The organism is Alicyclobacillus sacchari (genome assembly GCF_004366795.1).
GTDB classification, from domain to species: domain Bacteria; phylum Bacillota; class Bacilli; order Alicyclobacillales; family Alicyclobacillaceae; genus Alicyclobacillus; species Alicyclobacillus sacchari.
Window position 1 is genome coordinate 255,034 of sequence record NZ_SORF01000001.1, and the last position, 22,930, is coordinate 277,963.

Below are 22,930 nucleotides of genomic sequence, written 5' to 3' on the forward strand. Positions count from 1 at the left end.
CTGGGATAAGATGTGGTCATTTTTAACGCTCGTACCGTCCCTTGCGGCGGTGCTCATCTTTGTCTATGGCTTTTTAGGCTGGACAGGATATGTGTCCTTTACAAAATGGAATTCCATCCTTCCGGACTATCAACTGTGGGGCTTTAAAAATTACCAAATCTTGTTCCAGGATTATCGGTTTCAGTCAGACCTTCGCAACCTGTTGTTCTTTACCGTGTTCTTCATTCTCGCTTGTATGGTCGTGGGTTTATTTCTCGCCATCTTGGTTGATCAAAAAATCAAAGGCGAAAACATATTTCGGAACATCTTTTTGTTCCCTATGGCCTTGTCCTTTATTGTTACAGGTGTCGTATGGCAATGGCTGTTGAATCCGAAGACTGGCGTCAACCTGATCTTCGAAGCCCTGGGCGCGAGCCATCCGCCAGCTTGGTACACCAGCACGCGGATCGTACCAAGTTTCCACGTCGGACAAATTCAATTTGGTCTTCCGATTGCCATGATTGCAGTCCTCATTGCGAGTGTATGGCAGATGTCCGGTTTTGCGATGGCCCTGTACCTCTCGGGCTTACGCGCTGTCCCTGAGGAGATCAAGGAAGCGGCCCATGTCGACGGCGCTAACGGTTGGAAGACATTTTGGCGGATTATCTTCCCGCAATTACGTCCCGTCACGGTGACCGTTGTCATTATTCTCGTGCAAAGTTCGATGAAAACGTTCGACTTGGTATACGCCATGACAGGGCCTGGCAACGGATATGTCACGGATCTTCCGTCGCTGGATATGTTCACGACGACATTCCAAGCCAACCAGTACGCACAGGGATCTGCGATCGCGATTGTCATGTTCGTCTTGATGATGATCTTCGTGATTCCATATCTCTGGAACAGTCTGCGAAAGGAAGGGCAATGACTATGGTGATGCGCCGGGTTGGACAAAGTGCAACATACACGTTATTGGTTTTCTTTTCGCTCATTTTCCTGATTCCCATTTACGTATTATTGACAACCAGCTTCAAACCAAACAGCGAAGTCGATATCGCGCATATGTGGGCCTTGCCCCATCACTTCTCGTTGGCCAGTTACTCAGCGGCGTGGGCGCAATTGGGTCCCAACCTTGGCAACAGCTTTTATCTCGCCATCATAGCCACTGTGCTATCTTCCGTGATCGGTGCGTTTAATGGCTATGCGCTTTCGAAATGGAAATTCCCAGGTTCAAACGTTGTCTTTCCAGTCATTTTGTTCGGTATGTTTATTCCGTACCAAAGCATTTTAATCCCGTTGCTCAAGTTCATTCAGGCTATCCACTTGTACAATACGATTCCAGGCTTGATCCTAACCAATACGGTCTATGGTCTGCCGATCACGACGCTGATTTTCCGGAACTTTTACGCTGGCATACCGGATGATCTGATCGAATCTGCCCAAATCGATGGAAACGGCTATTGGGGCGTCTTCATGCGCATCATGCTGCCTCTTGCCATCCCAGGTTTTGTGGTGACAGGGATCTGGCAGTTCACAAGCATATGGAACGAATTTTTGTTTGCCGTGTCCTTGACGTCACCGCCGCATCAACCGGTGACGGTTGCCTTGCAAAATTTGTCCGGCAGCGACGTCGTCCAATGGAACGTACAGATGGCAGGGGCCGTACTCACGGCACTTCCGACTTTGATTGTTTACATTCTGCTTGGACGTTATTTCATTCGCGGATTGCTGGCTGGTTCCGTCAAGGGGTGAAGTTGGCTCATCGCGACATGTGGCATGGCCCCGAGCCATGCCTTTTCATTTGTCTCCTACTTTATGCAACTTTTTCTCCGAAATCGGAAGGATTACTGACGATTTTGTCGAAATAATCGCTCTGTCGATTGATGTAGAAAAAGCACGAAAAAGGCAACCCTCCGGAAACGGAGAGGACGCAAAGCTACAGGGGCTAACGCTGACCAATGCAGGCAGCTATGCCAGCCAGCTGCCGTGGTTCGGTTTGGGACAACCGCCGTCACGGTTGTCTTTTTTCATTTGTGGACACAGGGTGGGACGAACATGATGAAACACTCGTGGTTAAGAGGCAAAGCGGATCGGAATGGAGGTGAATCTGATTTCCCTGCGCTGGGACGGTGGCAATATAAATTAAAGGAAAATGAAGTTTACTGTTCACCTGAGATGGACCAAATTTATGGCCTTCATACACTTGGCAAACCAACACGCCCAGATCCGTTCATCGCGTCTATTGTTCCGGAGGACCGCGACCTGGTTCTACACTGCTGGCGCATGCTGTGTTCCGGAAAACGAGTCGGGCGCAGTTTCTCCTACCGAATCAAGGTCGGAGCAAGCATAAAATATGTAGAATACACCGCACGCTGTACGTACGACGACAACGGTCATATGTCCGGATTGGAAGGTACGGTTCGCGACGTGACGACACTCTTGGATACGCCTGTGACTCGCCTGTTTTTGAGGCATGATCGGAGCTTTCTCCGTGAACCTCAGGCCGCCATTGCTCTCGATCACGAGTTTGGCATTATCCATATAAATCAGTGGACGGAGCAACTCTTTGGATGGTCTGAAAACGAAGTGTTATTTCAACACGTTCCATACCTCCCCAAGAGCCTGGAGTCCTCTACGCATGAACTGTATCAAGCCGTCGTGAATACGGGAGGTACCATTTGGCTCGACACAGTCCGTTTGCATAAGGACGGATCACTGCGGAGAGTATCTGTTGCATTGGGGCCGCTCTATGATAAAAACGGCGTGACCAAAGGTTTGATGACTATGTACACGCCCATATCCGGGGCGGCCGATGCCATCGAACGTGCGCTGGTCTGCGAATCGCGCCTGCGGCCGTTCATCGAACATGCTTCCGATGTCTTCTTGTTGTTAGACGAGCAATATAAAATTCTGTACGCAAACGCAGCCGTCGAACACGTCATTGGCATGGCCCCATCCGATGTACATCAATTGTCTGCAGCCGGACTTGTGCATCCAGCGGATCGAACAGAGTTTGAACTTGCATGTCAAAAGGTTGCATACAGTCGAACGGAGCAACTGGACATTGAATTTCGCTTTCAACACCGTTCTGGGGCGTATCGCCAATGTGTATCATCCCTATTTACGTGGACAAGCCCGGGTGGTCAAACACATGTTGTGCTTCGCTTTCGCGATGTGACGGAAGCACGGTCTGTTCGACAACAGATGCAGTTTCTCGAACAGCACGACGAACTGACAGGGCTCCTGAATCGAAAGGCCTTCTTTCAAAAATCCACTTCTTGGATTACCGAATTGGGGTCGGAACACCCACTAACCGTAATGCTTCTGCGTATACAACAGTTCGAACGCATCGTCGAGAATTTGGGCCATACGGTCGGCGATTTCGTCATTCGCCTCGCGGCGGAGCGGATACGATGCCGCTTGCCCGAAGACAGCATCTGTGCGCGCATCGGCGATCATGAATTCGCTATCATGCTGCGGCAAGAAGAACGCGGCACAGAATTGATGCTCGCCCTCGCGAGCGAGCTGCTGCGAGCGTTTGAAGAACCGTTTGCGTCTGCAGGGCACACTATTTACGTCACCGCAGCCATCGGCGTCAGCTTCTATCCGGCTGACGGGGATGACATCGCCACCTTGGTGCAACGTGCCGGTGTTGCTTTACGCCGTGCCAATGACGCAACTCGGAACAGTGTGCAGACCTATTCGACTCAACTTCACACCGGTACATACAAACAGTTTGTCCTCGCGAACGACTTGCGGAACGCCCTGGCAAACAACGCGTTTCTCCTGTATTACCAGCCTCGGGTAGATGTGCAGAGTGGACGAATCGTTGCGGCAGAGGCCCTGATACGCTGGGAACACCCAACATGGGGGTTGGTCTCGCCCGTCGAGTTTATCCCAATTGCAGAGGAAACAGGATACATTGTCGATCTCGGCTACTGGGTGATTCGTACAGCATGCCAACAACTTCGAATTTGGCGAAATAAGGGCTATCCACCTATCAAAATTTCGATCAATGTCGCCGTCAAGCAGTTTCAGGCAAAAGGCGCAGTGCAAACGGTGTTGTCCATTCTGAATGAGTGTGGCGTTCCTGCCTCGGCCATCGAATTCGAAATCACCGAGACGTCAGTCATGCCTAACGATCCGGCCGTGACCGATACCATTCAAGCCTTTCGGAAGGCTGGAATTGCCATCTATTTTGACGACTTTGGGACAGGTTATTCGTCGCTGAGTTGGTTACATCAATTTCAACTAGACGGCTTAAAACTTGATAAGTCGTTTATCGATCACGTGCCAAACGCGTGGGCTCCCTCCCAGATTGTCAAGTCGGTCATTGGACTGGCTCATCAGCTGAAGCTGACGGTGGTCGCCGAAGGCGTGGAAAACGCCGAACAACTCGCATTCCTACAAGCCGAACAATGTGATCAAGTCCAAGGCTACCTATATAGTAAACCTGTTCCTGCAGGTACATTTGAACGACTGCTCGCTCAATCATCGATCCGACCGACAGCCATGGACACGGCGCAACGGACGCAAACGAATCGCCGCAAGTATGTCAGATTGTCGTTCGACGAGCCGTTGCCGGGCGAAGTGACGCTCGCGTCCATCTCAGGCAAACCGCTGTCTCTCGGTTACACGCAGGTTTCCATTGTCGACGCTGGTGCTGGTGGCATCAGCTTCTTGTCCAAACTTCGCTTTCCGCCTGATCGACATGAACTCCGTTTGCGATTCCGTTATACGCTGGCAGACGTGAATATCGAGGTGGAAGGCTACGTGGTATGGGCAAAAGAACTGCAAAACAGCATCTTCCAGTACGGCGCAGAATTCGATGTCGATGAATCGACGAAATCTCGCCTGCAAGAGCTTTTACACCGACATCAGAGCCACGTCCAAGCGCTCCGTAAACGCAGGCTTGAAGCTGATAGAAAATCGTCTTTTCGATGAGTTGTACATGGAGGGGTGCCCCCCGGCGGGGCATCCCGTGTAATTCTTGAGGGGAGGCATCGAATTCCTTGGTCATCGACCAGTTGACGCCCCTCCCGGAGTCTCTCCCGTGTGAAAGCGCAACGTATCTAACGGCTGCCTTCCATTTCATCTCCCCGAGCGCTCGGGGAGTTCATGCTTTCTTTTTTCGCTGTGTTTCATAGAAATCACTTCGTTGTGCCGAGACTCATGCCATGGAAAAACCTATTGTCTTTCCCGATAAGAATGTGGCTATAATTACGTTTAGAACAAACAAATGCTATGAACTGACTGCACTGCGGAGGGATCGCCAATGAAAAGGCCAGTGTCCATCGGTACATTCGGGGTTGTTTATCTGATGCTTGCCGCCGTGATCCTCACGGCTCTGATGGCCGGATTGTCGACGCATCCTGGCGTGGTGCTGAGCATAGTGACGCTACTTACCGCTTTACTGATTTTCCGCCGATTGCGAGCATCTCGTGGAACAGCACTCAGTATACATCTAGCCCTGCTCATTCTCATCATCGTCGTTGGCCTCTTGGTCGTAGGTTTTGGAGGCGACAGAACAGAATTGTGGTTCGCAAGCTGCTATGGTGTGTTCGACGCCCTGACACTTTTCGAATGGATACTTCTATCAAGGCAGTATCACTGACACGTCGAAGGATACATGAACACATGATGATCATTCGCTATTGACGGGCCAACTGGCTGTCTTTACTGTTAGGGATGCAACGTGTCTACAAATGTCGCTTTCGCGTCCGGTACGAAAAAACTATCTATAATAAAAGCAGGTGCTGAGCTTGTTCAATTCATCGACGACACCGTCCTCATGGATAAACATATTCTCTCGCGAAGAGGGACTTGAAACGGTATATACCAATAACATGATGGTCAGATTGATTGCCAGTAAAAATGGAACCGAAATCATCCATCATCGGCTAGCACGCACTGGGGTAATGGGCCTTACGCCGGCGACCCATTGGGATGAGCTGGAGTCGCTGTGTCTACTGTCAGGCTCACTCCGAGTAACATACGGTAGTGAGACATCTGTGCTTTACCCCGGCGACAAACTTGTGGCGTCCCCGGTACACGAGCATGTGTGTATAGTTGCGATGGAGAATAGCGAGTTTTTGTATGTATCGTCGGCGCCAGTCTTCCAATCCTACCAAAGGTCAGTAAGCGGTTTTCATGAACTCGCAGTACAAATTGCACTCAAAGACGGATACACGGCATCGCACTGCGAACGCATACGCCGATATTCGCTCATGATTGGGTGCGAGTTAAATCTTAATGCGATCGAGCTTCTTTCGCTGAGTTGCGGTGCTCTTTTTCATGATATCGGGAAAATTCAAATTCCTGATGAAATTCTTATGAAACCTGGTAGGCTAAGTCCAGAAGAGTTTGATATAATCAAACAGCACACCATTTTTGGAAGGGATATCATGGACTCTCCGGAGAATCCCTTTCTACATGTCGGAAGTAAGGTGGCTGAACAACACCACGAACGTTACGATGGAAGTGGGTATCCGTACGGCCTGAAGAAAGATGAAATCTATCTTCCGGCAGCGATTGTCGCGGTGGTGGACAGCTACGATGCAATGGTGTCAAATCGGCCTTACCAACCTGCTCGGAAGAAGACCGATGCAGTTCGTGAAATCGCGTCGCTTAGTGGAAAGTTGTACAACCCACAAGTTGTCAACGCGTTTCTCAAGGTCGTAGATACATTTACATACGAGGATTAAGGAGGAAAATTTCGATGAAACATCTAAAAAAGGCTCTGATCTTTGGTTCTCTCGTTGCTGCTACACTTCTGAGCGTTGCACCTGCGGTCGTTGACGCAGCGACGACGTCCGGCACATCTGCCACGGTCGGTGGCTATCAGCCAATGCAACCACCATATCCCGCTTCATATCCGACGCTCTAATAAATTTTTGATTCTCACGATATGGCCCCCCTTCGGGGCCATATTTTTTATCCTTCGCTTCCTTTACGTTTGTTCCACTTTTGAAACGCATAGGATACCACAACGCCAAGGGCATCAATCACCATGTCGTATACCCGACCATCGCGCCCAAAGTACAGTTGAAATAGCTCCGTGCCTACGCCGAAGACAAGCGCGATCGTGGCAGACCAACGCGGCCGCTGCAGCAGCCTCGTCAGCAAGGCCTCGAAAATCATGAAACCAAAGAAGTGAGAAAGCTTCGAAACCGTATATTTCCACGAGCCAAAATGAAAGTCGAGCTGCAGTAAATCACGGAAGTTCGCATGTGGATGGAAGTGGAACGCACTCAAATAAAAATGAAAGGGATCGTTACTACATGTCCCATACGCGAGAACACACATCCAAAGCAACACAGCGAGCAGCCGCCACCACATGCCGCCGCCCCCTCCGCTACAAATAACCCGTACTACTCTATCACAACCAACGGACGCTTACAAACGCTTCGTTCCACACTCACCATGGCTCATTTGGGCGCATACATTACCACATCGCCGCAAGAGGAGGAGAACCGATGAGTTTCGTCCAGGCCGCCCAGTTTGAGCAGCGATTCTGGCTGCAAGTGTTGGGCGATCACGCCCGCTTCATCCGCGACAGCCTGTCTGTCGATGAAGAGAAAGAGCTGACAACTTCGCTATACTTCATCCAAGCGTACGATGCGCTCCTTCACAGTGTGAACACCATGGCTCCGGATCCGGCAGCCCACATCGAGCTTAGTAAGGAAAGTCTTACGTTGTCACGCAAATTCCGCGCCTTCAAGTTGCATCTTCTACGCCGTCACCTGATTGGTGGCATCCAAACATACCTGCCGCCAACCTTTATCAACCACATGCTGAACGAGCTTGACGAGTACCTGCGCATCCTGCTCCATCTTTGCAAAGGCGAGATTCCTGAAGCACAACATCCACTTCATCACCACGTCCTGTGGCTGCAAGATGCGATGGGTCACGCCGCCACGCTACACGACGATGTCGATCCGGCAGAACACCAGTTGGCGAAGCGCAGTTACGCCTTCCGCAAGCAATTTGAGGCATACTATCTAAAGGCCATCGAACTCGCAGGCTACCTACGTACCAAATTGCGAGACTTCCCTGCCCTGGGCCGCTTCAACGTGGAAGTGGGCATGGAACTGAAATTATTTCAGGAATTTCTGAACGAGCTTGAAGAACTTCGCTTATCCGACCAAGCGCTCGGCGTCCTGGCGCCTCTTTTGCCAGATCACATGGCGCGCGAAGAACTGTACTACCTGACCAAACTCGCCGAGGTTACCGATCTCCCTGAACCCGAGGGCGACCCAACAAAACCTCGCGTCAACGATTAGTTCCCACATCCCCTACCCACAGGAGGCAAGCTGCCTGAGCCGGGTGAACCCGTAACCGACTTGCCTCCTATTTCCGAACGGACTGGTTCCCCATTGCTTTCCCACATCATTGCGGCGACAATGCATATACGAATATCATCGGTACACATCCGATCCACTCCTATGAAAAGGTATGAGCTCAACATGCAGCCCTTGGACCATAAATCACACTTTATCAATCGCGAACTGAGCTGGTTGGCATTCAATGAACGTGTGGCTTCAGAAGCGACCAACACGGCTAATCCTTTGTTTGAAAGGCTGAAGTTCGTGGCCATCTGCGCATCGAACATGGACGAATTCTTCATGGTTCGTGTCGCTGGCCTAAAAGATCAATTGAAACTTGGAATGGATCGACGGGACGACAAAACGCAAATGTCTGCCGGACAACAGCTGCACGAGATTTCAAAGCGCGTGCACACCGATGTCGATCGGCTCTACGGCATGTGGTCCCGCACCTTGTTGCCTGCGTTGCGCCGCGAAGGCATTCACTTTCTCGCGGGCAAGCAGTTGACCATACAGCAAAAGGCGTATTTGGAAAACTATTATCACGAACACATCTTTCCCGTGCTGACGCCGCTTGCCATCGACGCGAGCCACCCGTTTCCCATGCTCGCCAACCGAACACTGAATGTGGCCGTTCTGCTTCAACCTATAGAATGCCGTCGCGAGGACGATCCGCCCTTGTTCGCCGTTGTGCAAGTGCCGTCCGTGTTGCCGCGGTACATCGAGATCGATGCCACCCATCACAAACGGGCGTTCGTGCTGCTAGAAACCGTGATTCAACTGTTTATCGACACATTGTTCCCTGGTCATACGGTTGTCGAACAAGCCTGCTTCCGCATCACGCGCAACGCGGACATCAACGTCGATGAAGAAGGCGCAGAAGATCTACTCGAGGAGATTGAAAAGGAGCTAAAAAAACGAAACCGGGGGGCGGCGGTGCGCCTGGAAGTGGAGCAAGCTATGTCTCCGGAACTGGTCGAAACCCTGCGCGACTGGCTCGAACTCGAGCACGAAGATGTATACTCGATTCCCGGCCCGCTGGATCTCACATTTCTCATGCGCTTTGCGGCCGAACCCGAATATGCACATCTGCGCTTTGCGGCGATTTCACCGCAGATTCCTCGCGACTTCATCGGTGAAAGCAACCTGTTTGATACCATCGCAAAAAAGGATATTCTACTGTTTCATCCATACGAATCATTCGATCCGGTTGTACACTTCGTCAGCCTCGCGGCGAACGATCCACAGGTACTTGCCATCAAACAGACCCTGTATCGCGTCAGTGGCAATTCGCCAATCGTCTTGGCTTTGGCGAGAGCCGCGGAGAACGGCAAGCAAGTCACGGTACTGGTGGAACTCAAAGCCCGCTTTGACGAAGAGAACAATATCGTTTGGGCAAAGAAGCTGGAAGAGGCCGGATGTCATGTCATCTATGGCCTGGTTGGCCTGAAAACACACAGCAAAATCACGCTGGTTGTACGCCGTGAGGGCGACAATATCGTGCGCTATGTGCACCTGAGCACAGGCAACTATAACGACAGCACCGCCAAGCTGTATACCGATATTGGCATGTTCACAGCCCGGGAGGATTTCGGCGAAGATGCATCGCTGTTTTTCAACCATCTCACCGGCTTTGCCGATCCGCCCGCGTGGAATCAATTTGCCACAGCGCCACATGGCTTGAAGCAGAAGTTTTTAGATTTGATCGATCGCGAAATTGAGCACTGCAAAGCCGGCCGTCCGGGGCGCATCATCGCAAAGATGAACGCGCTGACCGATAAAGACCTCATTCTCGCGTTGTATCGGGCATCGAAGGCGGGTGTCGAGATCGACTTGCTGGTGCGCGGTATTTGCTGCCTGCGGCCCGGTCTCGCAGACGTGAGCGAAAACATTCATGTTTCGAGCATTGTCGGACGCTTTTTGGAGCACAGCCGCATCTACTACTTTTACAACGGAGGCAACGAGGAAGTCTTTTTGGCCAGTGCGGACTGGATGACGCGCAACATGGTAAGCCGCGTGGAAATTCTCTTCCCCGTCCTTCAGGCCAATTTAAAAGAGCGCTTGAAGCATGTGCTCGACATGCAGCTTGCAGATAACGTCAATCGCTGGCTGCTGCTGCCCTCAGGCCGATACCAGAAGGTTGCACAAGGCGCAGGTGATACGCCTTGTGCTTCCCAGATGCAGTTCTATGCAGAAGCACGAGGTGCTGCTGACAAAACGGCCCGCGCAGTCGCCGAGTCGATGATTCCACGCACGCCGCCGCGCTTGTAAACGTGAGTCCGCCCGCCGTACATGCCCCAAGGCAACGGATTACGGTGCGGTACATTGCTGCAATAATGCGTTGCGGCGAACGAGAAGCCCCTCTATGTGGTCAATGGTGGTCTCATCCATAGTCTGCATGGCCGTCGCAATCTCGCCGTCCACAGCGAGTAACTCGCGCAACATTTGCTCATTTTCCAGCGTGCTATGAAACACGTACTCGTCTGGTGGAATTGGGGCCGATAAGGCGACGGTCCGCACGTGTTCGACGCGGCGAATGTACTGTTCCATCTCCTTCACGGCTGCCAGGCCGTCCAAAGGGGGGTACGGATTGTCACGCGTCGGCTCAGGCAACGCCTGGCGAAGCCTTTTGAGGTCTTGGCGCAACTGCGTCAAATACTGCCCCATAGCATTGTCAACCGCGTTGAGCAGCGCTCGACTGCGCTCGCGCAATCGATACTTTGGGTCTTTCACATTGACGAACCAAGCGTTCATCCACCCCGTGAGCAACTCGTTCACCACGCCGCGCGGCGCAAGGGCGATGCCATATTTCATGAGATCACTCATGTCTTACATTCCCTTCGTCCCTTACGATTGGCTGCCGTCGAGCTTCATGATGCGATCCGTTGCCACCTGCGGATTACCGACAAAGAATGGTTCGCCAATGGCCATGTTCGGCGCCGACACAACACCTTTGCTGGCCATTATCATTGCGGTATAATAGCGCACCGCATCGAGTTCCGACAGGCCAAACGCCCGCAGAGCAATCAGTTCCTTCATGCGTTCGTCCTTTGGATACACAAGCGCTTTGACATCGTTCAAGGTCAACCCATAGACGGATAAAAACTCCTGCAGATGATCCTTCACCAGTTCGAGAATTTCGGGCATCTTTTCGTTGACCCGCTCCAACTCGGTTAACTGAACGATTTTATTAATGGACTGCTCGATCACCGGACCCGCGTACCAGTTGACTTCTTTCATGCTCACATAGTGACCCGCCATCGGCATGTGCTGAACCAGCTTCAAGGCGTCGTCCCTGGTATCCACATGTACATAGCAGCTGACATGGTAGCCCATTTCAGCCATTTCCCGCGAGTATGCGATGCCGGATACTTCAAGGATCAGTTTCGCACGGTTGATATAAATGACCTCGTACTGCCACGGACTGTTTCCGCCGAAAAATGCCTGCTGAAAGGCTCCGATAATGGGGCGATCCGGCGTCTGAATCACATATTGACCCGTGTCGTAAACGTTCAAAATGGCGCCCCGCGACTTCAGAACGGCAAAGTGATTCGATTCGACCGTAAGCAACGAACCATTCAGAATATTGTTGTCGGGGTAGTGGTAGGCCAGAACGTCCGGGCCCATCAATTCCTTTCCATCCTGAGTGAGGGTGCTGATTACTTGACGAATGGCTGGCATCGCATGTCCTCCTCGTTTCTTTGCATGCAAGAAACTCGCGTTGTAGGATGTCACAACCTCGAGAATATCTCTTCGACCATCATATACCAATCCAGAGTCAAGTGTCTGCGAATTTTACGAGATCTGAAATTTTCCGCTCCGATGGGCCGAAAGAGGAGTAAGATGAAAGAAAAACGTTGGTGATCAGCATGGAAACCTGGCAGCGAAACCTCGTCGTCCTCTGGATTGGCACACTTCTCACGTCTGCAAGCTATTCGATGGTCGTTCCGTTCTTACCCTTGTTTCTTCTGAAAATTGGCGTGCACTCGCACACCGAACTGTGGTCCGGCGCTTTATACAGTGCCGCATTCCTCGCCGGCGCGATCGCGGCGCCGTATTGGGGTTCTGTGGGTGACCGATTCGGTCAAAAACCAATGATCATCCGGGCTGGTATCGCCTTGTTCATTACATACGGCTTAACAGCCTTTGTTCGGAATCCGTACGAACTTCTCGGCCTACGCATTTTGCAAGGATTGCTATCCGGATACATCCCCGGTTCCATCGCACTCATTGGCAGCAACACACCGGAGGACAAGGTTGGCTATGCGCTCTCGATGATATCCGCAGCCAGTTCGGGCGGTGGTATCGTCGGTCCCTTGCTTGGCGGGACGATTGCCAGACTCGCAGGAAATCGCGTCGCCTTTGGTAGCGCTTCCATCCTCGTACTGATCTCAGCATTGCTCGCTATCTTTTGGGTCAAAGAAGCACAAATTCGGCGAGCCACCACCCGGCCGTCCGTGATTCGCGCCATCGGCGAAGCGCTGCACAACCGCCAACTGGTCACCGCACTCCTTCTAAACATGGTCGTATCATTTTCTATCATGACCATCGAACCAGTGCTCACCCTATATGTGACACAACTTGATCCCTCGACAAAAAATGCTTCGTTCATCGCAGGCGTCGTCTTCTCTCTCGCCGGCATCGCCAGTGTGATTTTCGCGCCAATCTGGGGCAAATCGGCAGACAAGGTTGGTTTCCCAAAAGTCATGATCGTCGGCCTGATAGGCGGTGCGGTCTGGACACTGATGCAAATTCCCTTTCACAATGTGGTCGCCTTCGCGGCTATCCGGTTCGTCTACGGCATGTTCTTCTGTGCGGTATATCCAGCCATCAACGGCCTCATTGTGCGCTCGACGTCGCAGTCGTTCCGCGGGCGCGCGTTTGGGCTCAATCAGACTGCAAACCAGATTGGCAATACCTTAGGCCCGCTTGTCGGAGGCGCGATCGCGGACATCACTTCGATTCATGGCGTATTCTGGGTTACGGGGGCGTTACTGGCAAGCGTTACGTGCGCAGCGATCACGGTGGTGCGCAAGCCCGGCATGCTACCCAGTGTGAACGAAACACATCATACAGCCCGATAAAAAGTCAGACCGCCTTGGCTGTCGCAGGCGGTCTTCGATGTTTTACAATGGCGATCCGTCTCTCTCTTGCGAAGCATGCTTGCGAGCGATTTGCATCGCCTGCAGAACCGTGTCCATGTCCTTCTGTAAGTCGTCGCACTTAGCCTTCCAATGTTCACATTCGCCGCGCAATCTGTCGTAACGGGTGTTCGCCGACTCCAGAAGAGCCTCGAGTTCGATGCAGCGTTGCCTCAGATCCGCCAACTGACGCAACTGTTCGCCAGATTCGTCAACAATCTCGATCCGCTGCAGATACGCAATCAATTCCTTCTTCGAAATGCGCTCTCGCTGGTTTGCGGTGGAATCTGCCGGCACTGACGCAACTTCCATATCCCCGTCGAACGATCCTGGCGAGACGGCATCAACCATCGGCTCCTGCCGCCATGACTCGCTGGTCTGTGGATGAATCGAAGATTCGTCGTGCCGCTGTTCAGCGCGAGCGGCCAGCCGAGTTTGCTGCAAATCCTCCAGCGTCCGGTGCGGAACCGAAATGGTTGGCCAATCGGGATCAGACTCCACCGTGCCACGGTTGTCGCGATGTTTTTCGGCTTTTGTGACGACAGCCTTACGTCTAGCCTTCCAAGCCTTTTGCAGCTTCGATTTCGTCTCCGATACACGCCGCGACCATTGCCCGAGGTTTCCTTGGAACAATCGGCTCAAAGGAGTCTCACCCTCACCTGGCCGCTCTTCCGCAATATCCTCAAACGCGAACTGGCCGCGGCGAATGGCGTCGATCAGCGAATGCAGACAGGTTTCGTGAAACGGGCCCGTAAGATCCATGTGCCTGCATTCGTCACATACGAACTCGGACAACTTGCCCAGAAACTCCTGTGTCAAATAGGTCGTTTGCGGTACATGGTAATAGACGCCGTCATCCTTATCTTCAACCTCCAGGATCCTGCGATCCCCCAGCCGCAGTGCCGCAAGCTCAGCCGCAGCCAAGTTGATGCGGGGACCGGGTCCCTTGTCCAGCAGCAAGTCGACTCGCCCGCTGTGGATTTGATTCTCCTTAAGCGCTCGGTATATGTGCATAAGGAGCACATCTTCGGCCTCGCTCTCCGTGTCCGGCCAATCCTTCAGGATGAATGTCGATGGATCTCGCCTGCTTTCGATAAATTGGCGAGCCTCCGCAACGGTCACCTCATTTCCGTAATATGTATCATACAACGTGATTCCGTAGCGCGTGGCCACGTCCAGTGCCTGCATACCTTCTAACGTCTTCACAAGCGTCCCCTCGCGATCTTTGTGATACATGACGTTTCTCTCTACAAGATTCGATGGTATCCGATTGTATTCGTCATGCATAGATGAAGACCTTGTGACATTTTGAGTAAATGAAAATGGTGCCCCAAAATCCCCTGGGGCACCTGGCAAAAACGGATTCGATTCTTTACCCGTGCGTCTGATCCTCGCGATTCACTCAGTTCGAACTGTTGCTCGCATTCGACGACGTGCTGTCGGAGCTTGAAGAACCATTTGCTGCTGCGGAAGTCGAGACAGCCGTGTGGTCAAGGAACGACACGCTGTATTGCGGCGCCGCACTGGAAGATGACGAGCCAGAACTGGAGGAACTTGAAGAAGACCCAGAACTGCTTGGTGCCGGCAAGGACAGTGTCACGGTCTTGCCGTCGCTGCTAAGCGACACACCGGAGACGACCACGGGTGTCGGGGTCGAACCATCTGTCTCGGTCACGATAAACTCATCAGCCGCCGGCGCAGCGGTGAAAGCTTGATCAAACGTGACGACGAGATTGTTAGAACTTTCCGTAACAGATTGGATGGTCGGATCGCTCGAACCCTGTACATAGACCGTGAACGGCACTTTCGCTTGGAACCCTTGTCCGTCCGTCGCCTGAATATGTGCGACGCCTGGTGCAACGGCTGTCACTGTGCCATCACTCGCGACCGTGGCCACAGAAGTGTTGTCAGAAGTGAACGTCAAGCTTGGCATCGGTTTGCATTGGTCGCTGACACCACTTACCGTAAGTGTCTTGCCCACTTGCAAAGCCCCCGATGTCACGCCCGGGGTTCCATCGTTGACGGCCACAACAGGTTCATAGCCGAGCACGGCCTTGCCTCCCATATAGGAAACGCTGTAGTGTGGCACTGGATTCGGTGGTGTGATCTCGGGAATGGTGTACGTCACGGTCTTGCCATCCGAGCTCAATTGCTGAGCCGTTGGGGTCACGGTTGAACCATCGCTGCCAGTGATGCTGATTTCGCTACCGCTTGGTGCAACGGTGAACGAATTTGCAAATTGAACGACAATCTGACCGTTGTACGCGTCGACGGCCGTAATCGAGTTCGGCGTGTTGATATCCAACGTGCGCTGATTGGCGTTCCAGCTTCCCGCACTGATTGCATTGATCAAAGATTGCAGCACGGATACCGGAACGTAAGTGGTGTTGCTATTGGTTGCGGGATCGGCCTCAACGGTGGTTGCCGTCTTTCCAACCACCTGGCCATTAATGGAGATGGACGTGCTGCCCGAACCGCTCCATTTGGCCGAGGCTGCCTCGGATGCGAGATTCGATGGGAGTTCGAGATCCCATACGTGTTTCGCACCGTTCCAGTTCGCCTTGTAACCAAGTTTTGCGAACGCATTGTCAACATAGAAAACCGGCAAGTAGGTCTGATTGTTCAACGCAAAGGTTTCTGGCTGACTGAGCGTCTGCCCGCCGACAGATACGGTGGCTTGAAACCATGATGGCAACGTCATTGCCATGGCCATGGGAACACCAGTGCCGAGGACGACAGATGTCGCCGCCAATCCTGCTAAAACCCGCTTAACCATTTGACTTCCCCTCTCTGCCTGAAATCCGAGATCTCACTTGAAGCGACGGTTGGCACGTGTGGTATAAAAGCGCTATCATACCCACGTTGGAACAGTACGAATATATCAAATTTCAGATGGCGCAGACATGATGCACGAACAACTAAATCGTTTTAGGCAATGGATAGCCTGTCAATACAATCATTCAGCATCGAGCAACATCGGCTTACGGTTGGACATCAATGACCAAATGGAACGCAGGCTCCGATTCTCCTGGGTGATCGGATTTATAGGTCAACAAGGGTAAAACGTAGAGATTGGGTACCTTCTGATTACCTTGCTGAATCGTTGGATAGAGATCGATGTCATGAATACCTGGTGCACCCGTTGCGCGAATTTGGATTTGCATATCGCCATTGGTGTTGAAGCCGCAGGCGTACCCAATCGAACTGTTGTCGTAAAGCACGCTATAGCAGTTGTCATAGGTGTCCGGGCCCCCGCCTTGCAGATGAATCGTGAACATCTGCCCTTCTTTGACCGCCTTCGGTGCAGACACGAGGTTTGGGTAAATTTGATACGTCGTTGTACCGACGACATTTCCGGCTGCATCGACTGCCTGCACGGTGTGTGGCGGCCCCCCTACATTCACCGGCACCTGAATCTTTGTCGCAAACGTACCGGCAGCACTTGACGTCACATGTCCCAGCACGGTCTCTGCCGCATGGTACCCAGCAGCGGTCACGTGATTACCGACCGTGTTCGACCATTCAATCGTCAACGATTCATTTGCGGGAAGCCCTTGCCCTGTCAGTGTAAATGTGCTGCCAACAACACCATGCCCTGGAGACGCAGTCAAGTGATTTCCGGTGCTGATAGAAGGCGCGGGTATAGGATCCTGAACATCGCCGGGGTGCCCCTTCGTAACGGTGACTGGGATCGAAAAAGTTGGCTTCCAACTATAGGGGGATTGTTGTTCATTGAGGTATGGTGAACCGATGGAACAGGGTGCAATTTCAATCAGATGTGGCCCAATACCCTCTGCACGTACCTGGAAGACCGCTGTGCCGTTTGTCGTCACGGCCGCAATGTTACCCATTAGATGATTGTCATACAAGACTTCGTATGCACTCGAGTATGCGCCATACCCTATGCCTTGCACGCGAAGGGTAAAAAAGTTTCCTTCCGGTTCCTGCGTTCGGCTGACGCTGACCGATGGTTTGATGGTAACGCTGCCTTGTGCCACGACGATCCCACTGGCATCAGCTAGCCCTATTTGGTGAATATCACCATAACCAGTTGGGATTTGCAGTACACTATGCACCTCGCCGTTCGCGTCCGCCGTCACCGTACCCAACACTGTGACAGCAGGCGTGTAGGATTCACCGATAAACGTGTTGCCATCCACGTCCCAGGTACCTTGAAAGGTCTCCCACAGCACTCGATAGGTTTGCTTAGGAACAAGCCCAGATGCGCTGTACGACACACGTTGACCAATTGTCGGGTATGTATCGCTAAAGTCGATCACCGAAGGCGTTTCCACTGTTTGCCCCAGCACATCGCTGCCCATTGGACTGGACCCGCCCGCTCCGCTTCCCACGCTGGACGAGCTATTGTCGCTTGTTGCAGGCGTACTTGCACCAGTCGTGTCAGCGGATGCGATACCTGCACCGGCAGCCACCATCGTTGCGATGATCGCGCCGCCTAGCGCCCAAGAACCAAATCTCCGTATTCGTTTCACGCACATTCCCCCGCATCGTCGTTAATCCGAGCCAGCTACAATCCAACCGCGATTGTAACCGCTCGCATCAGACTATTTAGAGAAAGGTGCCGCAACCTCCTGCTCGATCGCTAGACAAACATGTTCAAAATTACAAGTCTATGCACCAAAGCCGCTTCGCGGTGCGACGACGTGGTACCCCATCCGGTTGACCATCCGCATATTCGGATCAAGGCCCGCACGGAATGCTGTGCTTTCCTTCGAAATACAACGCGGCTACACCAAGCAAGGAGGCGTTATGCGCCTCTTCGCTTGGCCAACAATGACCGCAACAAACGCATGCGACAATCGGCATCGAGCCATGGCAGTTCTTCGCTCACTCGAGCCAAAACCGCCCCGTCATCCTGTAACTCGTAAACCTTTCCCTCCACGCGTCCATCTTCGTGTGCATGTTGAAACCACAGGTACCAACTTTCTCCCCTCAACACAAGCCCAGCACTATCGGATGCTGTCCAGACCAGTTCACCATCATGCAGCAGCTCGTCCACAGTGTGCTCGAAATGGTTGAACGTGTTCGACAAATCTTCGGGTCGGCCAAAGCAATACGCAACCATCGTCTGCTCAACATTTGCATAGTACTGCATAAACCAGACTCCTTGCCTCATCTGCTTTGGGTTGGATACAAGTGGTGACCTCTGTCAAACAGGATACCCAATCTGTTTCGAAGTTACATTGAATTCTAGGTTTGAAACGCGCAAAGGGCGATCCGCCAAAGGTGCGGATCGCCCGTGGCCTTTTTCAGCGAGTCCTCACTGCACGTGGGGTTGCTGCATGGTCGGTTGTTGCGGCAACTGATAGGACTGAATCATGGTCTGCGTCGTGTTCTGTTGCAGTGTTGGCACCTGATAATCGCCTTTCTGGTTCATGAACGAGAAAATGTCGTACGCCATGCGATCGCACATACTCGCTCCCGCCATGAGGTAAGCGCGGAACTGTGGATTTACACACTCGAGTGCAAAGGTCGTCCAAGCAACAGCTCCGAACTTATGCAGGTTGAGTGCAACTGTGCAGATCGTACGATCCGACAACGATTGTGCGTTCATATTCGGCGCCGGATGACTTGGATTGCGAAGACCGAGTTTGGGCTGCACGTGCATCGTCGGTTGGTACGCCATCTGACCCCCGGCTTGGGCAGATCCCTGCATGATTTGAACGCCTTGCACGTAGTGCTGCTCAATCATTTGCGCCTGCTGTTGGAGCAGATTGCGCAACTGCATATCCTGCGCCTGTTGACTTAAGAACGAGAACATCTCGACGTTGGCTGACTTTGTGCTGAGTGCCTCGTGCATTCCGATGATTTCATGTGCGCCGTATGGGGCGTTCGGTTGCTGTTGCTGCTGCATCAATGAATTACCTCCACGTGACATGTAGATTGTTGTTTTTCATGCTCGCCGTTAGATTATCCATACCCCTTCGTTTCCATGCGTTCGCTAAGCGAATAATTCATGATGGTTATTCACAGGTAAATTTTCATACATTATCACATGTTGATCATCCTTCGATTATGGTATGATAATCATTGATCAATGCAGTGGTTTCTCATATGGAGGCGTTTGCGTGTATCCAAAACAACGGCAGGAACTGCTGTTGCAATTGCTCGCCCAACACGGCTTCGTATCCTACCGTCAACTGGCTGAACGCCTGGGTGTCTCCGAGATCACGGTGCGGCGCGATATGAAAGCGCTGCAGGATCAAGGCTTGGTGGAAAAGGCGTTTGGCGGCGGGCAAGTGGCAAAAGTCTCAAGTGAACTGCCCTACATGCATAAGCGCATTATGCAGATTGGCGAAAAATCAGCTATCGCAAAGGCTGCGTTACAGCATATTGAGCCCGGCATGACCATCGGGATCGCAGCGGGAACCACAACCTGGATGTTGGCACAATCCATCGTTGGTTTTCGGGACTTGACCCTGTTGACCAACTCGGTGAACGTGGCCAGCGAATTGTGCCGCAATGGCTACGCCGATATCCTGCTCACCGGTGGCCTCTACCGAACGCCCTCCGACGCCTTGGTGGGACCTGTTGCGGAGCGAATGGCACGCCAATTCCGAACAGACGTCCTATTCATGGGCACAAACGGCATGCATATCGACCACGGTCTATCGACGCCGAACTTGCATGAGGCGTCCATCAACAGGGTGCTGATGGAACGCGCTGCTAAGGTCGTTGTACTGGCGGACCACACCAAGTGGGGGATCGAAGCGATGTGCAGTTTTGCCGGTCTGGATGAAATCGATGTGCTGATCACAGATAAACTTCCTGGGGATGCGGAACGTCAGGCACTGCAGGATATGAATGTACATGTTGTCGAAACACCGGTGCCAGTTGCATCAGATAGCTTATCCTGATGAGGTGACAACCATGACAGAAATTCGTTATAACCCGTTGTTGCGCGATTGGACGATGGTTGCGTCCAACCGCCATAAGCGCCCTAATCTTCCAAAGACCAATTGCCCATTTTGTCCCGGCTCAGGCAAGGTTCCTGACGACTATGAAGTGTTGGCGTATGACAATGATTTTCCTGCGCTGTCGCAAAACCCGCCAACACCGGACGACGTGGCGACCAACTTGTATCATGTACAGCCGGCTTACGGCAAGTGTGAAGTGATTCTCTATTCGAAGGAACATACGACAAGCCTGCCACAGCTTCCTGTGGCACACATTCGTAAATTGGTTGACCTGTGGGCGGAACGGTTTCAGGCACTGTCCGAAAATCCGCGTCACAAATATGTATTCATCTTTGAAAATCGGGGTCCGGAAGTTGGCGTGACCATGCCGCATCCACACGGCCAGATTTACGCGTACCCGTACGTACCGCAAAAACTGCGGGTCGAGTTAGAGTCGTTTGCATTGCACCGGGAAGAGACAGGACACTGCCTGATGTGCGACATCAACGCGGAAGAGCAGCGCATCGGCATTCGCATGCTGGACGAAACGGAACATTTCCTTGCGTATATACCGTTTTTCACAGATTATCCGTATGGTGCATTCATTTCAGCAAAGCGTCACGTCGGAACGATGACAGAATTCACGGATGAAGAGCGGACAGACCTCGCGCGTATACTCAAGCGCGTCACAAGCGGTATGGACGAACTGTTTCACCGGGAATTCCCTTATATGATGGCCATCCACCAAAGTCCTGTGAACCAGGACGGAGACGCACCAGACTTTCACTTCCATATTGAGTTCTATCCGCCGTTGCAAACGGAAACGCGGTTGAAATACCTCGCTTCTTCGGAAACGGGCGCTTGGGCGCCGTGTAACCCAATGGCAGTGGAACAGACGGCACCTGTGCTCAAAGCCGCCATTCAAACACGAAAGGAAGCGAATCAACATGTCGATCCGCTGGTCTGACATCCTCGAACAAACCTTGACATTCTCACCCGGTTCAAAGGCCGACTTGCGCGCGTTTTTCGCACCGGGCCGGGTGAACTTAATCGGTGAACATACGGATTACAATGGGGGTTACGTCCTGCCGGCAGCGCTCAGTATTGGCACGTGGGTGCTCGTGCGCCCACGGAACGATCGGCGTTTTCGCTTCGCATCGACGTTCTCTGATCTCATTGTCGATGTCGACAGGGCGCAAATCTCCTACGATCCCGCATACGAATACGCCAACTACCCGCTTGGCGTGATCGACATCCTGCAAAGAGAGGGCGTCGAAATCGAGGGAGCAGATTTCTTCTTTCATGGCAATCTGCCCATTGGAGCAGGCCTGTCATCTAGCGCATCGGTAGAAGTTGCAACTGCGGCGGCCGTCGATGCACTCGCAGGCGCCGGGCTCAGCAAAGAAAAGATGGCGCTTTTATCACAACGTGCAGAGAATGAATTTGTCGGTGTCAACTGTGGTGTGATGGACCAGTTCGCCGTCGCGATGGGGAAGGCAGACGCTGCGCTCTCCCTCAACTGCCAGACGCTCGCGTATCAACTGGTGGCGATGCACGCAAGTGGCTACCAACTCGTCATCGCCAACACGAATGTACCGCGTAAGCTCGCAGGTTCGAAATACAACGAGCGGCGTGCCGAATGCGAAGCAGCGCTGTCCATCCTTCGCAAGGAATGGCCTCAGCTTACGGCCTTGGCTGATATTTCACCTGCGCAGTGGCCGCAAGCTGTTGCCTTGCTTGAACAGGCGAAATCGGCAGAGCATGACATCGACGTCTTAGTCCGCCGTGCGCGCCACGTCATCTTTGAAAGCGATCGCGCCCGTCGTGCGGCGGACTTATTGCGAAATGGAGACCTACAGGCATTCGGCGAGTCGATGAACGAATCACACCGTTCCCTGCGCGACGATTACGAAGTGACCGGCGAAGCGTTAGATGCACTGGTCGAGGCCGCATGGAATGCGCAAGGGTGCATCGGTTCAAGGATGACAGGTGCCGGCTTTGGCGGATGCACGGTCAGTCTCGTGGCACGGGAGAAGGTATCCACGTTTACGGCGTCTGTTGCACAACAATACAAACAGCGCACGGATCGAGAGCCTTCATTTTATATTACGGACATTGGTGACGGCGTACATGAAATAAGTGTGAACAGCCTTGTCGACAATGTCACAGCATCTTGAAATACGTGCAAAAGCCGGTCGGTGCGGAACCCCTCACCTCGACCGGCCTGCTGATATCCACGCGAGATGCTTTCGTAATAACTGCAATCAATGGGACAGCAGCACGTCCGCGTACTCTTTGTGGCGTTCAAATTGGGCGACGGCATATGAGCAAACGGGCCGCAACTTAATACCTTCATCGCGAGCCATTTCCACCAGATCGCGAATCAATTTCGCAGCCAACCCTTGGCCTTGGTAATCAGGTGAGACAACCGTATGGTCAATGGACCACGCGCGCTCGCCAATTGGCGAACAGGATACGTATCCGATGCGCGTTCCGTCTTCACCCAACGCGTGAACACCGTCTGCTACCCGTTTCAGCTCCATTCGTTTTCCTCCTATGACCACAGAAA

The 22,930-nt window shown here is 52.6% G+C and carries 21 protein-coding genes and 1 riboswitch; of the genes, 12 read left to right on the forward strand and 9 right to left on the reverse strand.

Going from position 1 to position 22,930, the window contains the following annotated elements:
• The first annotated feature begins 10 nt into the window (after positions 1-10).
• From C7445_RS01210 to C7445_RS14495, 6 genes are all read left to right on the forward strand, one after another.
• Positions 11-907 (forward strand): carbohydrate ABC transporter permease, encoded by an 897-nt coding sequence (locus C7445_RS01210; RefSeq protein WP_424922980.1) that lies wholly within the window; start codon positions 11-13, stop codon positions 905-907.
• A 2-nt stretch (positions 908-909) separates the two neighbouring features.
• Positions 910-1,731 (forward strand): carbohydrate ABC transporter permease, encoded by an 822-nt coding sequence (locus C7445_RS01215; RefSeq protein ID WP_134158211.1) that lies wholly within the window; start codon positions 910-912, stop codon positions 1,729-1,731.
• Between the two features lie 142 nt (positions 1,732-1,873).
• A riboswitch (cyclic di-GMP riboswitch) is annotated at positions 1,874-1,968 on the forward strand.
• 66 nt (positions 1,969-2,034) lie between these two features.
• Positions 2,035-4,923, forward strand: coding sequence for an EAL domain-containing protein (locus tag C7445_RS01220; protein WP_134158212.1), 2,889 nt, complete (start codon positions 2,035-2,037; stop codon positions 4,921-4,923).
• Between the two features lie 331 nt (positions 4,924-5,254).
• On the forward strand, positions 5,255-5,593 hold the full coding sequence (locus C7445_RS01225; protein ID WP_134158213.1) for a hypothetical protein: 339 nt from the start codon (positions 5,255-5,257) through the stop codon (positions 5,591-5,593).
• A 460-nt stretch (positions 5,594-6,053) separates the two neighbouring features.
• Positions 6,054-6,683 carry an HD-GYP domain-containing protein gene (locus tag C7445_RS14810; protein WP_279586201.1) on the forward strand — a complete coding sequence of 210 codons (630 nt, stop codon included), beginning with the start codon at positions 6,054-6,056 and terminating at the stop codon, positions 6,681-6,683.
• A gap of 14 nt (positions 6,684-6,697) precedes the next feature.
• Positions 6,698-6,865 (forward strand): hypothetical protein, encoded by a 168-nt coding sequence (locus tag C7445_RS14495; RefSeq protein ID WP_166668934.1) that lies wholly within the window; start codon positions 6,698-6,700, stop codon positions 6,863-6,865.
• 47 nt (positions 6,866-6,912) lie between these two features.
• Here the strand turns inward: C7445_RS14495 and C7445_RS01235 are convergent, their stop codons facing one another.
• A complete protein-coding gene (locus C7445_RS01235) occupies positions 6,913-7,317 on the reverse strand; it encodes a VanZ family protein (RefSeq protein WP_134158215.1) in 405 nt (134 codons plus the stop codon).
• A 137-nt stretch (positions 7,318-7,454) separates the two neighbouring features.
• Here C7445_RS01235 and C7445_RS01240 point away from each other — a divergent pair, with 137 nt between their 5' ends.
• Positions 7,455-8,261, forward strand: a complete 807-nt coding sequence (locus C7445_RS01240) for a DUF2935 domain-containing protein (protein ID WP_134158216.1) — start codon at positions 7,455-7,457, stop codon at positions 8,259-8,261.
• Between the two features lie 183 nt (positions 8,262-8,444).
• Positions 8,445-10,574: an RNA degradosome polyphosphate kinase gene (locus tag C7445_RS01245; RefSeq protein WP_134158217.1), complete on the forward strand. Its 2,130-nt coding sequence runs from the start codon at positions 8,445-8,447 to the stop codon at positions 10,572-10,574.
• A gap of 39 nt (positions 10,575-10,613) precedes the next feature.
• Here C7445_RS01245 and C7445_RS01250 read toward each other — a convergent pair whose 3' ends face one another.
• Together C7445_RS01250 and C7445_RS01255 are read right to left on the reverse strand one after the other, a co-directional pair.
• Positions 10,614-11,129: a hypothetical protein gene (locus C7445_RS01250; protein WP_134158218.1), complete on the reverse strand. Its 516-nt coding sequence runs from the start codon at positions 11,127-11,129 to the stop codon at positions 10,614-10,616.
• A 21-nt stretch (positions 11,130-11,150) separates the two neighbouring features.
• Positions 11,151-11,984, reverse strand: a complete 834-nt coding sequence (locus tag C7445_RS01255; RefSeq protein WP_134158219.1) for an SPFH domain-containing protein — start codon at positions 11,982-11,984, stop codon at positions 11,151-11,153.
• 188 nt (positions 11,985-12,172) lie between these two features.
• Here C7445_RS01255 and C7445_RS01260 point away from each other — a divergent pair, with 188 nt between their 5' ends.
• The gene (locus tag C7445_RS01260) at positions 12,173-13,387 is read left to right on the forward strand and encodes an MFS transporter (RefSeq protein ID WP_134158220.1); all 1,215 of its coding nucleotides are present in this window, start codon (positions 12,173-12,175) and stop codon (positions 13,385-13,387) included.
• Between the two features lie 42 nt (positions 13,388-13,429).
• On the opposite strand, the gene C7445_RS01265 is transcribed toward C7445_RS01260, so the two are convergent.
• The 5 genes from C7445_RS01265 to C7445_RS01285 all read right to left on the reverse strand — a co-directional run bounded on the left by C7445_RS01265 (position 13,430) and on the right by C7445_RS01285 (position 19,319).
• A complete protein-coding gene (locus tag C7445_RS01265) occupies positions 13,430-14,680 on the reverse strand; it encodes a hypothetical protein (RefSeq protein WP_243834868.1) in 1,251 nt (416 codons plus the stop codon).
• 166 nt (positions 14,681-14,846) lie between these two features.
• The gene (locus tag C7445_RS01270) at positions 14,847-16,220 is read right to left on the reverse strand and encodes an Ig-like domain-containing protein (RefSeq protein ID WP_134158221.1); all 1,374 of its coding nucleotides are present in this window, start codon (positions 16,218-16,220) and stop codon (positions 14,847-14,849) included.
• 205 nt (positions 16,221-16,425) lie between these two features.
• Positions 16,426-17,937, reverse strand: coding sequence for a hypothetical protein (locus C7445_RS01275; protein ID WP_134158222.1), 1,512 nt, complete (start codon positions 17,935-17,937; stop codon positions 16,426-16,428).
• A gap of 275 nt (positions 17,938-18,212) precedes the next feature.
• Positions 18,213-18,560: a hypothetical protein gene (locus C7445_RS01280; protein WP_134158223.1), complete on the reverse strand. Its 348-nt coding sequence runs from the start codon at positions 18,558-18,560 to the stop codon at positions 18,213-18,215.
• A 165-nt stretch (positions 18,561-18,725) separates the two neighbouring features.
• On the reverse strand, positions 18,726-19,319 hold the full coding sequence (locus C7445_RS01285) for a spore coat protein (protein WP_134158224.1): 594 nt from the start codon (positions 19,317-19,319) through the stop codon (positions 18,726-18,728).
• Between the two features lie 214 nt (positions 19,320-19,533).
• Here C7445_RS01285 and C7445_RS01290 point away from each other — a divergent pair, with 214 nt between their 5' ends.
• Genes C7445_RS01290 through C7445_RS01300 form a run of 3 tightly spaced genes read left to right on the forward strand, consistent with a single transcriptional unit; the run spans position 19,534 to position 22,538 of the window.
• Complete coding sequence (locus C7445_RS01290) at positions 19,534-20,322, forward strand: DeoR/GlpR family DNA-binding transcription regulator (RefSeq protein ID WP_134158225.1); 789 nt, start codon at positions 19,534-19,536, stop codon at positions 20,320-20,322.
• Between the two features lie 13 nt (positions 20,323-20,335).
• Positions 20,336-21,328, forward strand: a complete 993-nt coding sequence (gene galT / locus C7445_RS01295; RefSeq protein ID WP_134158226.1) for a galactose-1-phosphate uridylyltransferase — start codon at positions 20,336-20,338, stop codon at positions 21,326-21,328.
• A complete protein-coding gene (locus C7445_RS01300) occupies positions 21,309-22,538 on the forward strand; it encodes a galactokinase (protein ID WP_134158227.1) in 1,230 nt (409 codons plus the stop codon). Before galT ends, C7445_RS01300 begins: the two co-directional genes overlap by 20 nt.
• An 87-nt stretch (positions 22,539-22,625) precedes the next feature.
• On the opposite strand, the gene C7445_RS01305 is transcribed toward C7445_RS01300, so the two are convergent.
• The gene (locus C7445_RS01305; RefSeq protein WP_134158228.1) at positions 22,626-22,904 is read right to left on the reverse strand and encodes a GNAT family N-acetyltransferase; all 279 of its coding nucleotides are present in this window, start codon (positions 22,902-22,904) and stop codon (positions 22,626-22,628) included.
• Between the last annotated feature and the right edge of the window lie 26 nt (positions 22,905-22,930).

Bases quoted from the DNA above. Each gene is read 5' to 3' on its own strand.
- C7445_RS01210 (WP_424922980.1), top strand. From the start codon at position 11: ATGTGGTCATTTTTAACGCTCGTACCGTCCCTTGCGGCGGTGCTCATC.
- C7445_RS01215 (WP_134158211.1), top strand. From the start codon at position 910: ATGGTGATGCGCCGGGTTGGACAAAGTGCAACATACACGTTATTGGTT.
- C7445_RS01220 (WP_134158212.1), top strand. From the start codon at position 2,035: ATGATGAAACACTCGTGGTTAAGAGGCAAAGCGGATCGGAATGGAGGT.
- C7445_RS01225 (WP_134158213.1), top strand. From the start codon at position 5,255: ATGAAAAGGCCAGTGTCCATCGGTACATTCGGGGTTGTTTATCTGATG.
- C7445_RS14810 (WP_279586201.1), top strand. From the start codon at position 6,054: ATGGAGAATAGCGAGTTTTTGTATGTATCGTCGGCGCCAGTCTTCCAA.
- C7445_RS14495 (WP_166668934.1), top strand. From the start codon at position 6,698: ATGAAACATCTAAAAAAGGCTCTGATCTTTGGTTCTCTCGTTGCTGCT.
- C7445_RS01235 (WP_134158215.1), bottom strand. From the start codon at position 7,317: ATGTGGTGGCGGCTGCTCGCTGTGTTGCTTTGGATGTGTGTTCTCGCG.
- C7445_RS01240 (WP_134158216.1), top strand. From the start codon at position 7,455: ATGAGTTTCGTCCAGGCCGCCCAGTTTGAGCAGCGATTCTGGCTGCAA.
- C7445_RS01245 (WP_134158217.1), top strand. From the start codon at position 8,445: ATGCAGCCCTTGGACCATAAATCACACTTTATCAATCGCGAACTGAGC.
- C7445_RS01250 (WP_134158218.1), bottom strand. From the start codon at position 11,129: ATGAGTGATCTCATGAAATATGGCATCGCCCTTGCGCCGCGCGGCGTG.
- C7445_RS01255 (WP_134158219.1), bottom strand. From the start codon at position 11,984: ATGCCAGCCATTCGTCAAGTAATCAGCACCCTCACTCAGGATGGAAAG.
- C7445_RS01260 (WP_134158220.1), top strand. From the start codon at position 12,173: ATGGAAACCTGGCAGCGAAACCTCGTCGTCCTCTGGATTGGCACACTT.
- C7445_RS01265 (WP_243834868.1), bottom strand. From the start codon at position 14,680: ATGTATCACAAAGATCGCGAGGGGACGCTTGTGAAGACGTTAGAAGGT.
- C7445_RS01270 (WP_134158221.1), bottom strand. From the start codon at position 16,220: ATGGTTAAGCGGGTTTTAGCAGGATTGGCGGCGACATCTGTCGTCCTC.
- C7445_RS01280 (WP_134158223.1), bottom strand. From the start codon at position 18,560: ATGCAGTACTATGCAAATGTTGAGCAGACGATGGTTGCGTATTGCTTT.
- C7445_RS01285 (WP_134158224.1), bottom strand. From the start codon at position 19,319: ATGCAGCAGCAACAGCAACCGAACGCCCCATACGGCGCACATGAAATC.
- galT (WP_134158226.1), top strand. From the start codon at position 20,336: ATGACAGAAATTCGTTATAACCCGTTGTTGCGCGATTGGACGATGGTT.
- C7445_RS01300 (WP_134158227.1), top strand. From the start codon at position 21,309: ATGTCGATCCGCTGGTCTGACATCCTCGAACAAACCTTGACATTCTCA.
- C7445_RS01305 (WP_134158228.1), bottom strand. From the start codon at position 22,904: ATGGAGCTGAAACGGGTAGCAGACGGTGTTCACGCGTTGGGTGAAGAC.